Here is a 13,944-nt window from a genome sequence, read left to right as displayed (position 1 = left end):
CAGCGCGCTCTTCACTTCCGTGCTACCGCGCTGCGGAATAAGCATCGCAGCTATGCGAAGATGAAAAGCAGCACGGCGTCGTCCCGGCGAAGGCCGGGACCCATACCGCGGAATTTATCGATTGCATTCGATAGGCGTACCGAACGACGAGTCTACGCCAAACCACGTCCTGTGGTTATGGGTCCCGGCCCCCGTGCGCAATTGCGCACTAGGCCGGGACGACATTGGGGAGACTTACGCGGCGCGAACGTTGGTCAGGAACTTGCTGACCTCGGTCTTGAGCCGGCTCGAGTCATTCGACAGCATCTGCGCGGCCGACAGCACCTGCGAGGAGGCGGTGCCGGTCTCGGTCGCACCGCGCTGAACGTCGGCGATGTTGGAGGAGACCTGCTGGGTGCCCTGCGCCGCCTGCTGTACGTTGCGGGCGATCTCCTGGGTCGCCGCGCCCTGCTCTTCCACGGCCGCCGCGATTGCTGACGAGATCTCCGACAGACGCTCGATGGTAGAGGAGATCTCCTTGATCGCTCCGACCGAATCGTTGGTCGCCGCCTGAATGCCGGAAATCTGCTGGCCGATTTCGCCGGTCGCCCTCGCAGTCTGCTCGGCGAGCGCCTTCACCTCGGAGGCGACCACGGCGAAGCCGCGACCGGCTTCGCCCGCGCGCGCCGCCTCGATGGTGGCGTTCAGCGCCAGCAGGTTGGTCTGGCCGGCGATGGTGTTGATCAGCTCGACGACGTCGCCGATGCGGGAAGCCGCCTTGGAGAGCTCGCTGACGCGCTCGGTGGTGGCACGGGCCTGGCCGACGGCGTCGCCGGCCATCCGCGCCGATTCCTGCACCTGACGGCTGATCTCGCCGACCGAGGAGGCCATCTCCTCGGTCGCCGAAGCCACCGACTGCACGTTGGTCGAGGCTTCTTCCGAAGCTCCGGCAACGGTGGTCGCGAGCCGCTGGGAGCGGTCGGCGGTCGAGGTCAGCGTTGAGGCGGAAGCTTCGAGCTGGGTCGAGGCCGATGACACGGTCTGGACGATCTCGCCGATCATCGTTTCGAATTCGTGGGTGATGTTGTCGACGCGGCGGCCGCGCTCGATCTTGGCTTCGGCGTCGGCCGCTGCGGCTTCGTCGGCGGCCTTCTTGGCAATCAGCGCTTCCTTGAAGACCTGGAGCACGTCGGCCATGGAACCGATCTCGGTCTTCTCGCCGCGATGCGGGACTTCGGCGGAGAGGTCGCCCTTGCCCAGCGCCTGCATCGGCTCGACGATCGAGGCGATGCCGCTGGAGACGTCGTGGACGAGATAGAAGCCGACGCCGATGCCTGTCAGGACCGCAGCGCCCAGGATGATCGCGACCAGCATGAAGGCGAAGGAATAGCTGCTGTCCGCGTCCCGGGCGGCCTGGTCGCCGCCCTTGGTGTTGAGATCGATGTCCTTGCGCAGGACTTCGTCGGACTGGATGCCGATCTTGTTGGCGGTCTTGACGTTCAGCTCATGCGACTCGTGCGGGACCTTGCCGACTTCCTTGCGCGACAATGCAAAGACCTCGTCGGCGCTCTTCTTGTAGTCGTCCCACAGCTTGGACCATTCGGTGTAGAGCGCCCGCTCCTCCGGGGAGGTGATCATCGGCTCGTAGCTCTGGCGGGCCTTGGCCAGTGTCTCGCTGGTGGTGACCGCGATCTTTTCCATCGCGAGCTTTTCTTCCAGGGTCTCGGCCAGCATGTGCTCGCGGACCACGCTGCGATAGGTGATGACGCTGGCCCGGAGCTCGCCCAGCACCCGCACGCTCGGCATCCAGCTCGTGGTGATGTCGACCGTGTTGGCGTTCATCGACCGCATCTTCATGACGGCGAGCAGGCCCATGCCGGCCATCGCGACCAGCAGGAACGCCACGACACTGATGATCTTGGCGCGGATGGAAATCTTGGCGAACATAGTCGGGTCTCTTTATGCTGGCGCGGGCGCCCGTCCGGGAGGTCTAAAGAATCAACCAAAGGGAGCGACGCCGACATCAGACAACAGAGCGACTGAGCAGATGTTAACTACGACTCCGTACGAGTACGGAGCCTGAAAGAGATGAACAGGCAGCTAAGAACGCTCTGCGCTCAGCGCATGAGCCTAAGCGCATCGGAGAAAAACTCCGGGCCGCCGAAATTGCCGGACTTCAGAGCGAGCAGCATGTCGCCCCCGGCGCCGACCGCGCGCAGCACCGGAACGCCCGCAGCGATCTCCACCCCGACGAGAAATCCGGGAATCTTCAACCGATCGACCACGGCGCCGGACGTCTCGCCGCCGGCAACGACCAATCGCCGCACGCCTGATTTCACGAGGTTTTCGGCGATGTCGGCCATCGCCTGCTCGATGGCATGTCCGGCTGCGTCACGGCCGTGACGTGCCTGAAGCGCTGAGACCTGATCCGGTGTCGAGCTCGATGCGATCAGCACCGGACCCTCGGCCAGTCGCGGCCTAGCCCAGTCCAGCGCACGCTGTGCTTCGTCCGCTCCCGTAAGAATACGGTCCGGATCGAGATGAAACACCGGCATGACCTGTTCAGCGCTGGCGATCTGCTTGAGCGTGGCCTGCGAGCAGCTGCCGGCAAGACACGCCGCCGGTCCACCAACGGCAGCTCCGGATTCGCTGCCTGCCGCATTCGACTTGACCTTGCCGGTCGACACCAGCGCCCGCGCCAGTCCAAGGCCGATGCCGGAGGCGCCGACCGACAGCCGATGTTCGGCGGCCACGAGGCCGATGGTTTCGAGATCGCGATCGAACACGGCGTCGATGATCGCAGCGCCAATGCCCTTGCCCGCGAGTTCGGCCAGCCGTGCCCGTACGGCATCCGCGCCGCGCGTGACGGTGGCGAGATCGACGAGGCCGATTTGTGTCCTGCTCTGGCGCGCCAGCACGCGCACCAGGCTGGAATCGTGCATCGGGTTGAGCGGATGGTCCTTGAGCGGGCTCTCGTTCAGCGGCACCGCGCCGACGAACAGGTTGCCCTGGTAGACGGTGCGACCTGTCTCCGGGAAGGCCGGCGTCACCAGAACGATGCCCTCGCCGCAATCGTCGCGCAACGCGTCCATCACCGGGCCGATATTGCCGGCGTCGGTGGAATCGAAGGTCGAGCAGATCTTGAACAGCACGTGGCTCGCGCCGCGGCCGCGCAGCCATGTCTCCGCCGCGCGCGAGCGCGATACAGCAAGGCCCGCTTCGATCGAGCGGCTCTTCAAGGACACGACGACAGCGTCGACCTCGGGCAGCGCCAGATCATCGGCAGGTATGCCGATGGTCTGCACGGTGCGCAGGCCCGCACGCGTCAGCGTGTTGGCAAGATCGGAGGCGCCGGTGTAGTCGTCAGCGATGCAACCCAGTGCAAGAGTCACGGCTTCACTCCCGCATAGGGCTTGAACCAGGCAAGGCCGTCGGTGGTCTTGCCGCGCGGATTGTACTCGCAGCCGACGAAGCCGGCATAGCCGAGCCGGTCGAGCTCTTCGAACAGGAAGGGATAGTTCAGCTCCTCGCCGTCTGGCTCGTTGCGCGAGGGGATGCTGGCGATCTGGATGTGGCCGATGATCGGCATCATCTCGCGCAGCCGCATGGTGACGTCGCCATGGATGATCTGGCAGTGATAGATGTCGAACTGGAGCTTCAGGTTCGGGAGCCGCAACTCCTGGATCAGGTCGCGCGCGAAGCCGAAATCGTTGAGGAAGTAGCCGGGCACGTTGCGGGCATTGATCGGCTCGAGCACGATGTCGATGCCGTGCGGCGCGAAGAACTCCGCCGCCCACGCCACCGACTTGTAGAACGCCTCGATCGCGACGCGCTCGCCACGGTTGGCAAGGCCGGCCATCAGGTGCAGGCGCTTGACGCCGGTGGCCTTGGCGTAAGGCAGCGCGGTCTCGAGGCTCGCCTTGAGATCGGCGAAGCGGGCCGGGAGCGCGGCGAAACCCTTCTCGCCCGCATTCCAGTCGCCGGGCGGCAGGTTGAACAGCGCCTGGGTCAGGCCGTTGCGCTTGAGCCGCTCGCCGACCGCCTCGGCCGGATGCTCGTAGGGAAAGAGAAACTCGACGGCGGTGAAGCCGGCTTGCGCGGCGGCATCGAAGCGATCGAGGAACGGCACCTCGGTGAACATCATCGAGAGATTGGCGGCGAAACGGGGCATTGGAATCCTCTCGTCCTTACTTGTCGCCGGGAAGCTTCACGCCGGTGACCTGCGCATACATGCGCGCGACCGAGGCGTCGTCGTCGCGGCCCATGCCGGCGGCAGCCGTCATCAAGAACATCTGGAGCGCGGCCGCGGAAACCGGCACCGGGAATCTGGCGCTGCGCGCCATGTCCTGGATGATGCCGAGATCCTTGACGAAGATCTCGACCGCGCTGCGCGGCGTATAGTCGCCGTCGAGCACATGCGGCATGCGGTTCTCGAACATCCACGAATTGCCGGCAGAGGCCGTGATCACCTCATAGACCTTGCGGATGTCGAGGCCCTGCTTGGCCGCGAACGCCATCGCTTCGCTGGCGGCGGCGATGTGCACGCCGGCCAGCAGCTGGTTGATCATCTTGAAGGCGGCGCCCTGCCCGGCGGCATCGCCAAGCTCGTAGAGCTTTGCGGCCATGGCGTCGAGCGCCGGCCGCGCCTTTGCGAAGGCAGCCGGGCTGCCCGAGGCGAGGATCGTCAGTTCGCCTTGCGCGGCGCGCTGCGCTCCGCCGGAGATCGGCGCATCCAGATAATGCCGGCCGGTCGCCTCGAGTTGCTTGGCCAGGCGCCGCGCGACGTCGGGATCCATCGTGGCCGACGACAGGAAGACGCTGTCCTTGGGCATGGTTTCGGCGACGCCATCCTTGCCGAACAGGATCGTCTCGGTCTGCGCTGCATTGACGACGACGCTGACGACGATGTCGGCGTCTTTGGCCGCCTCGGCCGGCGTCCTGGCGCCCGCGCCGCCCTCCTTCACGAAGCGCGCCACCGCATCGGCCGAGACGTCGCAGCCGGTGACGGCGTAACCGGCGCGCTTCAGCGAGGTCGCCATGCCAAATCCCATCGAGCCGAGCCCGATGACGGCGATACGCTGATTTTGTGACGTGGAGGCGGACATGCAACTGACCCTTGCGAAACGTTTCCCGGATAGCCGGCCCTTGCGGCGGCTCGACGAACCGATAACACGGCTTGGCCGCGCTGCCAAAGCGTGAGACAAGCGGTCATGACCGCCATGAGCAACGAGACAAGGCTGCGTGAGGATATCTGTCGCTTCGGACGGTCCCTGTTCGAGCGCGGACTGACGCCGGGCTCGTCCGGCAATATCAGCATCAAGCTCGACGATGGCGGCTGGCTGGTGACGCCGACCAATGCCTCGCTCGGCTTCCTCGACCCGGCGCGGCTGTCGCGGCTGGATAGCCAGGGCCGGCCGATCTCGGGCGATGCACCGACCAAGGAAGTTCCGCTGCACACCGCGCTCTACGACACCCGCGGCAGTGCACGCGCGATCGTGCACCTGCACTCGACGCATTCTGTCGCACTGTCGATGCTGCCCGAGATCGACCCGCGCGCCGCGCTGCCGCCGATGACGGCCTATTATCTGATGAAATGCGGTGCGACCGCGCTCGTGCCCTATTACCGCCCCGGCGATCCCGCGGTGGCGGATGCGATCAAGGGGCTGGCGGGGAAATATTCATCCGTGCTGCTCGCCAATCACGGCCCGGTGGTCGCCGGCGACACGCTGGAGGCCGCAGTGTTCGCGACCGAGGAGCTGGAGGAGACGGCGAAGCTATACCTGCTGCTGCGCGGGATGAACCCGCGCTATTTGTCGCCGGAGCAGGTGAAGGATCTGGTGAAGGTGTTCGGGGTGACGTTGCCGGAGCATGGGCACGGGCATTAGCGTCGCCTCATGAGGAGCACGACAGTGCTGCCTTACCCACCACTGTCATTCCCCGCGAAGGCGGGGAATCCAGTACGCCGCGGCCCGTCCGTATCCCACTAACGTCTCGGAATACTGGATCGCCCGCCTTCGCGGGCGATGACGTCGAGAGTGTGGGACGTCTGTGCCCAACACTTATGTGCCTACAGCCCCAGATACGCCTTCCTCACATCCGGATTGCCCCTGATCTCGCTCGCCGCGCCCTGCATCAGCACGCGGCCGGTTTGCAGAATGTAGGCGCGGTCGGCGATCTCCAGGCACTCGGCCATGCGCTGCTCGACGATCAGCACGGTCATGCCGGCGTCGCGGATGCGCTTCACCGCCTGGAAGATTTCATCCACCAGCTTCGGCATGATGCCTTGCGACGGCTCGTCCAGCATCAGCAGCCGCGGGCGCGTCATCAGCGCGCGGCCGATGGCCAGCATCTGCTGCTCTCCGCCGGAGAGTGTCTCGGCCCGCTGCTCCAGGCGTTCGGACAAACGCGGAAACAGCGTGAAGACGAGATCGAGCGGCTCTTCGCGGTTCGCTTCGCCGCGGTAGAGATAGCTGCCGAGGCGAAGATTGTCGCGCACCGACAGCCGCGGGAACAGGCGGCGGTTCTCCGGCACATAGGCGATGCCGGTTGCGGTGATGTGGTGCTGCGCCATGCCGTCGAGGCGCTTGCCGTCGAAGGTCACGGTGCCCGAGCGCGGACGCTCGGCGCCGGCGATGGATTTGAGCAGTGTCGACTTGCCTGCGCCGTTGGCGCCGGCCACGCAGACGATCTCGCCCTTGGCGACTTCAATACTGACCGCGGAGATCGCGACCAGGCCCTGATAGGCGGTCGTGACTTCATGCACCGACAGCATGACGATCTCCCAGATATGCGCTGATCACCTTGGGATCGCGAACGACGTCGGCAGGCTTGCCCTCGACCAGCACCTTGCCGAGGTCGAGCACGATGGCACGGTCAACCAGCGGCATCACGATCTCCATGACGTGCTCGACCATCAGTACGGTGATGCCGGCATCTCGCACCTTGCGCACCAGCGCGACACCGGTCTGCGCCTCGGTCGGCGTGAGGCCGGTGAGGACTTCGTCGAGCAGCAGCAGCTTCGGTTCGGTCGCAAGCGCACGCGCGACTTCGAGGCGGCGCTTCTCGGCCGGCACGAGATCGCTTGCGAGCACGTCCGCGCGTGCGCCAAGGCCGGTGAACTCCAGCACCTCATGCGCCTTGCGCCGCGCCTCGCGCATCACGGTGTTGCGCACGAGCGCACCGACGATGACGTTGTCGATGACAGTCATGGTCTCGAAGCTCTTGACGACCTGGAAGGTGCGCGCGACGCCGCGCTGACAGCGCTCGGCCGCGGGCAGGTTGGTCACATCCTCCCCGTCGAAGATAATCGAGCCCTGCGTCGGCGGCAGCACGCCCGCAATGAGATTGAACAGCGTCGACTTGCCGGCGCCGTTGGGACCAATCAGGCCGACGATCTCGCCGCGCCCGACCGAGATCGAGACATCGCTGTTGGCAACAAGGCCGCCAAAACGCTGCCAGACGCCGCGGGTTTCAAGGAGCGCGGTCATCGCGAAGCTCCCTTGCGGCGCGAGAACAGCCCGATCAGACCTTCCGGCCGCGCCAGCGCAATCACGACGATCAGCGTGCCATAGACGATGAGATCGACGCCGCGGCCGGAGCCGCCGATATAGGAGCGCGTCAGCTCGGTGAGCGGAATCAGGATTACCGCGCCGAGCAGCGGCCCCCACAGCGTGCCGATGCCACCCAGCACCGCCGGCAACGCCATCAGCAGCGAGAACTGGAAGCCCATGACGCTTCCGGGATCGATATAGGAAACATACATGGCATAGAAGCTACCGCCGACCGCGACCAGGAAGGCAGAGACGGCCGCAGCCCCCATCTTGGAATCGAACACGACCACGCCGAGGCTCTGGGCTGCGTCGGGATTGTCCTTCACCGCGCGCCACCAATAGCCCCATTTCGAGTCTTCCAGCCACCAGGTGACGAACCAGGCGATGCAGGCGAGCGCCAGCGCGAAATAGAAGTACGGCAGCTTGCTGCGGGCGAACTGGAATTTCAACCAGCTGTCGCCGCGCACGGGCATCTCGATGCCGAGGGCCGCACCCGCCCATTCCCAGTTCTGGATCAGCAGCAAGCCGATCTCGGCGATCACGATGGTGGCGATCGCAAAGTAGTGGCCGCCAAGGCGGAAGCAGGGATAGCCGAGCGCCAGCGCGATCAACGCGGAGATGGCGCCGCCGGCGAGCATACCGAACCAGGGCAGCACGCCGAACTTCGTGAACAAGAGCGTGGTGGTATAGGCGCCCAAGCCGAAATAGAGGGCATGCCCGAGCGATATCTGCCCGCAATAGCCGGACAGGATGTTCCAGCTCTGCGACAGCGCCCCGAACATCAGCGTCAAAATCATGATGTTCTGGACGTTTGGATTCTTGACGAACAACGGCACGAGCGCAGCGGCGACCGTAAGGCAAGCTGCAACGAGGAGTTCGCGGCGACGCCGCTCTGTAAAGCTCTTGTCCATCTCACATCGATCCGAACAGGCCGCGTGGCCGGATAAAGACCACGAGGAGATAGACGGCATAGATGCCGACCGACTTCAATGATGGCGGCAGCACGAGCGCGGTGGTGGCCTCGACGAGACCGACGACGATGCCGCCGGCGAATGCGCCGAACACGCTGCCGAAGCCGCCCAGCGCCACCGTGACATAGGCGATCAGTGCAAAGGATGCACCGACGTCGGGATAGATGTAGAAGAAGCTCGCCATGATGGCGCCGGCGAGCCCCACAAGGGCAGCGCCGAGGCCCCAGCCGAGCGCGAACACGCGGTTCTTGTCGATGCCGACGAGGGCAACCGCACCGGGATCCTCGCGGGTCGCCTCCAGCGCACGGCCGAAATCGGTGCGGTTGATGAACAAATAGAGCCCGCCGAACGCGGCGATCGCGACCAGCGCGCCGAACAACTGCGGCTGCGGCAGGAAGATCCCGGCGACCGATACCGTCTTGCCGCCGAGCCATGAGTTGGGGACGCTGCGGTAGTCGGCCGTGAAGAACAGCTGCGCCAGGCCGCGCATCACGATCGCAAGGCCGAAGGTCGCGAAGATCTGCACCATGCCGACATTGGCCTTGGCGCGCATCGCAAACCGCACGATCACGAGATAGACCACCGCCCCCAATACGAACAAGGCGGCGGCGGCCAGCGGCGCCGACAGCAGCGGATCGATCGCGAAGAACGTGAACAGGAAGAACGTCACGTACATCGCCAGCATCAGGAATTCGCCATGGGCGAAGTTGACGACGTCCATCAGGCCAAAGATCAACGCCAGGCCAACAGCGATCAGTCCGTAGAGCAGCCCCATCAGGAGGCCGCTCGCAAGACTCTGGATAATGGTTTCGGCTGTCACGTCGCTTCGTCCCCCGCCCGCAACCTGATCGCTTACTTCATCGGCCAGATCGCATCGGCAACCGCCGCCTGCGACGGGAAGATGGTGACGAACTTGCCGCCGACATATTGCAGCAGCACCGGATCGGCATCGTTGTTCTGGCCCATCTCGTCGAACTTGACGCGCTTCCAGGGCATGATGGTCTGCTCGCCCGACATCTCGGTCGCGGCCAGCGTGTCACGGATCTTCTCGCCGTCGGTGGATTTGGCGCGGTTGATGGCGTCCGCCATGATGATCATGGCCATGAACTGCCGCGACGTGTTGTCGTTGAGGTCCTTGCCCGACTTCGCCTTGAACAGATCGTTGATCTTGCCGACCATCGGCCGCTTGGCGGCGAGATCGAGCGAGAAACTGCCGCGGGTGATCGCACCCTCGAGCTTGTCGCCGACGGCGTCGTAAAGTGCCTTTTCGGAGAAGCCGGCGGCTTGCGCCACGATGGCGTTCGGCTTGTAGCCGAGCTCGGCCATGGTCTTGACCAGCAGGATGCCGTCGGTGGTGTAGCTGGAGGGCAGCAGCACGTCGGCATTGGCGGCCTTGAGCTGCTGGACTTCAGCCGAGAGCGACGGCGAGTTGGCGCGGTACTTGATGTCGGCGACGATCTTGTAGCCGCGTTCGGTGGCGAGCTTGGTCTGCGCATTGGCAGAGTCGGTGCCGAAGATCGTATCTTCGTGGAACAGCGCCAGCGTCTCGGCCTTGGCGCCCTTCTTCTTCATCGCATCGAGGAAATCGAACATCCCGGCCGAGAACATCTCATCGTGCGGTGAGGCGCGGAAATAATACTTCAGGCCGCGGCGATGCAGACTCGGCGAGGAGTTGTCTGCCGACAGGAACGGAGTCTGGTAACGTTCGCAGATCTGGCTGATCGTGACTGCGACCGCGCTTTGATAGGAACCGAGAATGGCGCAGACCTTTTCCTGCGTGATGAGGCGCTCGGCTTCGGCGCGCCCCTTTTGCGGGTCGCCCTGGGTGTCGGCATAGACGATACGGATCTTGGCACCGCCGAGACCGGGCAGACCCACGCCCTTGGCAAGCGGCAGATCGAAGTTCTGATCGTTGTTGATGATGTCGATCGCGGTCTCGAACGCGCGCTGCGCATCGACACCCACCTGGGCGCCTGAGCCCGACAAGGGATAGGTCGCACCGATCACCACTTCAGAAGTTTGCGCGCGGGCGGCTAGCGGGATCAGTGCGGCAGTGGCGGCGGCTCCTAGCAGAACGTCGCGGCGAGTGATCGTCATAGGCAAAGTCCCCTGTTATTCGAATTTTGCGCGTATCGAATGAAGCGATTGACAGATAGCGTAAAGCCTGAAGAAGCAGCAAACGCTGCCCATTAAATCACGGCCATGGTCCTGTTCTTGAGATCCGTCACCAGCATCAGGCCGGGCGAATGCGTGATTGCGAACGGTACCTTCGCGGCGTTGATCACCGATTGCGGCGTGACGCCGCAGGCCCAGAACACCGGGATCTCGTCATCGGCGACCGGCACGGGATCGCCATAGTCGGGCTTGGCGATGTCCTTGATGCCGATCAGATGCGGATGGCCGAGATGCACGGGCGCGCCGTGCACCGCGGGATAGCGCGAGGTGATCTGCACCGCGCGGATCGCATCGGCCGGCTTGAACGGACGCATCGACACCACCATGGGGCCGGCGAACGGACCGGCCTCGCCGCAGGCGATGCTGGTGCGGTACATCGGCACGCGCACGTTCTGCTCGATGTGGCGGATCGGCATGCCCTCGTCGAGCAGCGCCTCCTCGAACGAGAACGAGCAGCCGAGCACGAAGGTCACGAGATCGTCGCGCCAGTACTTGGTGACGTCGGTCGGCTCGTCCACGACTTCGCCGTCACGCCAGACGCGGTAACGGGGAACGTCGGTGCGGATGTCGAGGTCGGCGCCGAGCGCGGGGATATGCGGGCTGCCAACGTCGGACATGCCGATGATCGGGCAGGGTTTCGGATTGAGCTGGCAGAAGCGGTGAAAGGCGCCGGCATATTCCGCCGGCAGGATCGCCAGATTGCCCTGGACGAAGCCGGGGGCGACCCCGGCGGTGGAGCCCACCTCGCCGCCGCGATAGGCGAGCCGGGCCTTGCGGCTCGACAGGGTGTCGGGTGTTTCAGTTTGCTGCACTGCCACCAAAACAGTCATGTAATCGACCTGCCTATAAACTCGACAAAGACAAGCCAACACCAAGCGTGCTATAAAGTCTAATCTTCCTTTCTAATCAATATCGATAAATTTCTTTTATCGATCGGGAAAATCCTTCCAATGCTGGACTTCAGGTCAATCGAGACGTTCCTCTGGGTTGTGAAGCTCGGCAGCTTTCGCGGCGCCGCACAAAGGCTCAACACGACCCAGCCGGCGATCTCCCAGCGCATCGCCCAGCTCGAGCGCGAGATGGGCGTGAAGCTCCTCAACCGCGATCATCGCGTGGCCTCGCCGACGCCGAGCGGGCGGCAGATGATGGTCTATGCAGAGAAGCTGATCGGCCTGCGCGCTCAGATGATGGCCGAGGTCGGCGACCGCTCGGCGATGCGCGGCGTGATGCGGCTCGGCGTGGCCGAGACCATCGTGCACACCTGGCTGCCGCGCCTGGTGAAGAGCGTGAACGAGCTCTATCCGAACCTGTCGCTGGAGATCGAGGTCGACATCACGCCGAACCTCACGGCACGCCTGCTCGCGCAGGAGATCGAGCTTGCCTTCGTGGTGGGGCCGCTGTCCGCCTCCGGCGTGCACAACCGCGTGCTCGCCGATTACCCGATCGGTTTTCTCGCAAGCCCCTCGCTCGGCCTCGGCAAGGGCCCGGTGACGCGCGCCGATCTCGCGCGTTTTCCGATCATCACCTTCCCGCGCAAGACCAGGCCCTACGAGGTCGTGCGCGAGGTGTTCGACCGGCCCGAATTGCCGCCGATCCGCTTGCATGCCTCCGCGTCGCTCGCGACCGTCATCCACATGGCGGTCGAGGGCCTCGGGATCGCCGTGATCCCCGACGCCATCGTCGAGAACGAACTCGCCGACGGGCGGCTGCAACTGCTCGACACCGATCTCGAAATCACGCCGCTGACGTTCACGGCAAGCTGGCTCGCTTCGCCCGACGTCGTGGCGGTGGAGCGCGTCGCCGAGCTTGCATGTCAGATTGCGCAGAGCAGCCTCGCGGTTGACGCGCCCGCGCTGGCGCGTCATTGAAACAGGCGCCGGACAACCTTCAACGTCATTCCGGGATGGTGCGCAAGCACCAGACCCGGAATCTCGAGATTCTCAGGTGCGCAATTGCGCACCATAGTTCGATGCTTCGCATCGCCCCGGAATGACAGATTACGAATGGACTGACCGCATGAGCCGAGCCGCGACCAACCTGCAAATCGATTCCGCCCGCCTCTGGGGCTCCATCCACGAGACCGCGCAGTTCGGCGGGACGGCCAAGGGCGGCGTGCGGCGGCTGACATTGAGCGCCGAGGACAAGCAGGTGCGCGACTGGTTCCGCAAGGCTTGCGAGGATGCCGGCCTCGAGGTTCATGTCGATGCGCTCGGCTCACAGTTCGGCCTGCGCAAAGGACGTGACACGTCGAAGCTGCCCGTCGGCATCGGCTCGCATCTCGACACCCAGCCAACCGGCGGCAAATATGACGGCATCCTGGGGACGCTCGGCGCGCTGGAGGTGATCCGCACCCTGAATGACGCCGGCATCGAGACCGAAGCGCCGATCTGCGTGGTCAACTGGACCAACGAGGAAGGCTCGCGCTTCGCGCCCGCGATGATGGCGTCCGCAGCTTACGTCGGCGATTTCACCACCGACGACATCCTGTCGCGCAAGGACGCCGAGGGCACCACCGTCGGCCAGGCGCTTGACGGCATCGGCTATCGCGGCGACAAGCCGGTCGGCTTCCAGAAGCTCGGCTGCTTCGTCGAGCTGCATATCGAGCAGGGCCCGATTTTGGAGGCCGAGGGCAAGACCATCGGCGTCGTCGATTCCGGCCAGGGCGTGCTGTGGTATGACGGCAAGATTTCCGGCTTCGAGAGCCATGCAGGATCGACCCCGATGCCGCTGCGGCGCGATGCGCTTGCCACGCTCTCCGAGATCGTGCTGGCGATGGAGGCGATCGCCAAGAAGCACGGGCCGAACGCGGTCGGCACGATCGGCGAGGCCGTGATCGCCAACCCCTCGCGCAACGTCATACCCGGCGAGATCGCCTTCACCATGGATTGCCGCAGCGCCGATGGGGCGATCATGGACGCGCTCGATCGCGACCTGCGTGCCGCGATTGCCGAGATCGCCGCGCGCCGCAAGGTCGAGGTCAAGATCGACCTGGTCTGGCGCAAGCCGCCGACGCATTTCGATCCCAAGCTGATCGCGGCGGTCGAGAACGCGGCCAAGACGCTCGGCTATTCCTCTCGCCGCATCACCTCAGGCGCCGGCCACGACGCCTGCAATCTCAACACCGTGATGCCGGCGGCGATGGTGTTCGTGCCTTGCAAGGACGGCATCAGCCACAACGAGCTGGAAGACGCCACGCAGCCCGACTGCGCCGCGGGCACCAACGTGCTGATGCACACCGTGCTGGCGATCGCCGGCGTCGCGTCCTGACC

The 13,944-nt window shown here is 64.8% G+C and carries 13 protein-coding genes; 3 read left to right on the top strand and 10 right to left on the bottom strand.

Features of this window, described 5'->3' with window-relative positions; translation table 11 throughout:
* Positions 1–234 precede the first annotated feature (234 nt).
* The 4 genes from XI08_RS04420 to ltnD all read right to left on the bottom strand — a co-directional run bounded on the left by XI08_RS04420 (position 235) and on the right by ltnD (position 5,084).
* Positions 235–1,926, bottom strand: a complete 1,692-nt coding sequence (locus XI08_RS04420) for a methyl-accepting chemotaxis protein (protein ID WP_271573500.1) — start codon at positions 1,924–1,926, stop codon at positions 235–237.
* A gap of 170 nt (positions 1,927–2,096) precedes the next feature.
* Positions 2,097–3,371 carry a 3-oxo-tetronate kinase gene (otnK, locus tag XI08_RS04415; protein WP_271573499.1) on the bottom strand — a complete coding sequence of 425 codons (1,275 nt, stop codon included), beginning with the start codon at positions 3,369–3,371 and terminating at the stop codon, positions 2,097–2,099.
* On the bottom strand, positions 3,368–4,150 hold the full coding sequence (gene otnI, locus XI08_RS04410; RefSeq protein ID WP_092186096.1) for a 2-oxo-tetronate isomerase: 783 nt from the start codon (positions 4,148–4,150) through the stop codon (positions 3,368–3,370). Before otnI ends, otnK begins: the two co-directional genes overlap by 4 nt.
* Before the next feature lie 16 nt (positions 4,151–4,166).
* The gene (gene ltnD, locus XI08_RS04405) at positions 4,167–5,084 is read right to left on the bottom strand and encodes an L-threonate dehydrogenase (RefSeq protein WP_271573498.1); all 918 of its coding nucleotides are present in this window, start codon (positions 5,082–5,084) and stop codon (positions 4,167–4,169) included.
* A gap of 105 nt (positions 5,085–5,189) precedes the next feature.
* On the opposite strand from ltnD, the gene otnC reads away from it, so the two are divergent.
* The gene (otnC, locus tag XI08_RS04400) at positions 5,190–5,864 is read left to right on the top strand and encodes a 3-oxo-tetronate 4-phosphate decarboxylase (RefSeq protein ID WP_271573497.1); all 675 of its coding nucleotides are present in this window, start codon (positions 5,190–5,192) and stop codon (positions 5,862–5,864) included.
* A gap of 182 nt (positions 5,865–6,046) precedes the next feature.
* Here otnC and XI08_RS04395 read toward each other — a convergent pair whose 3' ends face one another.
* The 6 genes from XI08_RS04395 to XI08_RS04370 form a co-directional block, all read right to left on the bottom strand.
* On the bottom strand, positions 6,047–6,751 hold the full coding sequence (locus tag XI08_RS04395) for an ABC transporter ATP-binding protein (protein WP_271573496.1): 705 nt from the start codon (positions 6,749–6,751) through the stop codon (positions 6,047–6,049).
* Complete coding sequence (locus XI08_RS04390) at positions 6,735–7,466, bottom strand: ABC transporter ATP-binding protein (RefSeq protein ID WP_271573495.1); 732 nt, start codon at positions 7,464–7,466, stop codon at positions 6,735–6,737. Before XI08_RS04390 ends, XI08_RS04395 begins: the two co-directional genes overlap by 17 nt.
* Complete coding sequence (locus XI08_RS04385) at positions 7,463–8,440, bottom strand: branched-chain amino acid ABC transporter permease (RefSeq protein WP_027544023.1); 978 nt, start codon at positions 8,438–8,440, stop codon at positions 7,463–7,465. The genes XI08_RS04390 and XI08_RS04385 overlap by 4 nt, the downstream gene beginning before the upstream one ends.
* Before the next feature lies 1 nt (position 8,441).
* Positions 8,442–9,320 (bottom strand): branched-chain amino acid ABC transporter permease, encoded by an 879-nt coding sequence (locus XI08_RS04380; protein ID WP_027544022.1) that lies wholly within the window; start codon positions 9,318–9,320, stop codon positions 8,442–8,444.
* A gap of 32 nt (positions 9,321–9,352) precedes the next feature.
* A complete protein-coding gene (locus XI08_RS04375) occupies positions 9,353–10,597 on the bottom strand; it encodes an ABC transporter substrate-binding protein (RefSeq protein WP_271573494.1) in 1,245 nt (414 codons plus the stop codon).
* Between the two features lie 92 nt (positions 10,598–10,689).
* Positions 10,690–11,505, bottom strand: a complete 816-nt coding sequence (locus tag XI08_RS04370; RefSeq protein WP_271573493.1) for a putative hydro-lyase — start codon at positions 11,503–11,505, stop codon at positions 10,690–10,692.
* A 120-nt stretch (positions 11,506–11,625) separates the two neighbouring features.
* On the opposite strand from XI08_RS04370, the gene XI08_RS04365 reads away from it, so the two are divergent.
* Complete coding sequence (locus tag XI08_RS04365; RefSeq protein ID WP_135172411.1) at positions 11,626–12,543, top strand: LysR family transcriptional regulator; 918 nt, start codon at positions 11,626–11,628, stop codon at positions 12,541–12,543.
* Between the two features lie 148 nt (positions 12,544–12,691).
* Positions 12,692–13,942, top strand: coding sequence for a Zn-dependent hydrolase (locus XI08_RS04360; protein WP_271573492.1), 1,251 nt, complete (start codon positions 12,692–12,694; stop codon positions 13,940–13,942).
* Positions 13,943–13,944 lie beyond the last annotated feature (2 nt).

It is taken from the genome of Bradyrhizobium sp. CCBAU 11361, assembly GCF_028128935.1.
GTDB lineage: Bacteria > Pseudomonadota > Alphaproteobacteria > Rhizobiales > Xanthobacteraceae > Bradyrhizobium > Bradyrhizobium niftali.
Note: the sequence above shows the minus strand (reverse complement) of the source record. Positions and strands in the feature narration are given on the sequence as shown.

Excerpts from the sequence above, each read along its gene's own strand:
- otnI (WP_092186096.1), bottom strand. The coding sequence starts at position 4,150 with ATGCCCCGTTTCGCCGCCAATCTCTCGATGATGTTCACCGAGGTGCCG.
- ltnD (WP_271573498.1), bottom strand. The coding sequence starts at position 5,084 with ATGTCCGCCTCCACGTCACAAAATCAGCGTATCGCCGTCATCGGGCTC.
- XI08_RS04385 (WP_027544023.1), bottom strand. The coding sequence starts at position 8,440 with ATGGACAAGAGCTTTACAGAGCGGCGTCGCCGCGAACTCCTCGTTGCA.
- XI08_RS04370 (WP_271573493.1), bottom strand. The coding sequence starts at position 11,505 with ATGACTGTTTTGGTGGCAGTGCAGCAAACTGAAACACCCGACACCCTG.
- XI08_RS04375 (WP_271573494.1), bottom strand. The coding sequence starts at position 10,597 with ATGACGATCACTCGCCGCGACGTTCTGCTAGGAGCCGCCGCCACTGCC.
- XI08_RS04360 (WP_271573492.1), top strand. The coding sequence starts at position 12,692 with ATGAGCCGAGCCGCGACCAACCTGCAAATCGATTCCGCCCGCCTCTGG.
- otnC (WP_271573497.1), top strand. The coding sequence starts at position 5,190 with ATGACCGCCATGAGCAACGAGACAAGGCTGCGTGAGGATATCTGTCGC.
- XI08_RS04395 (WP_271573496.1), bottom strand. The coding sequence starts at position 6,751 with ATGCTGTCGGTGCATGAAGTCACGACCGCCTATCAGGGCCTGGTCGCG.
- XI08_RS04390 (WP_271573495.1), bottom strand. The coding sequence starts at position 7,466 with ATGACCGCGCTCCTTGAAACCCGCGGCGTCTGGCAGCGTTTTGGCGGC.
- XI08_RS04365 (WP_135172411.1), top strand. The coding sequence starts at position 11,626 with ATGCTGGACTTCAGGTCAATCGAGACGTTCCTCTGGGTTGTGAAGCTC.
- XI08_RS04420 (WP_271573500.1), bottom strand. The coding sequence starts at position 1,926 with ATGTTCGCCAAGATTTCCATCCGCGCCAAGATCATCAGTGTCGTGGCG.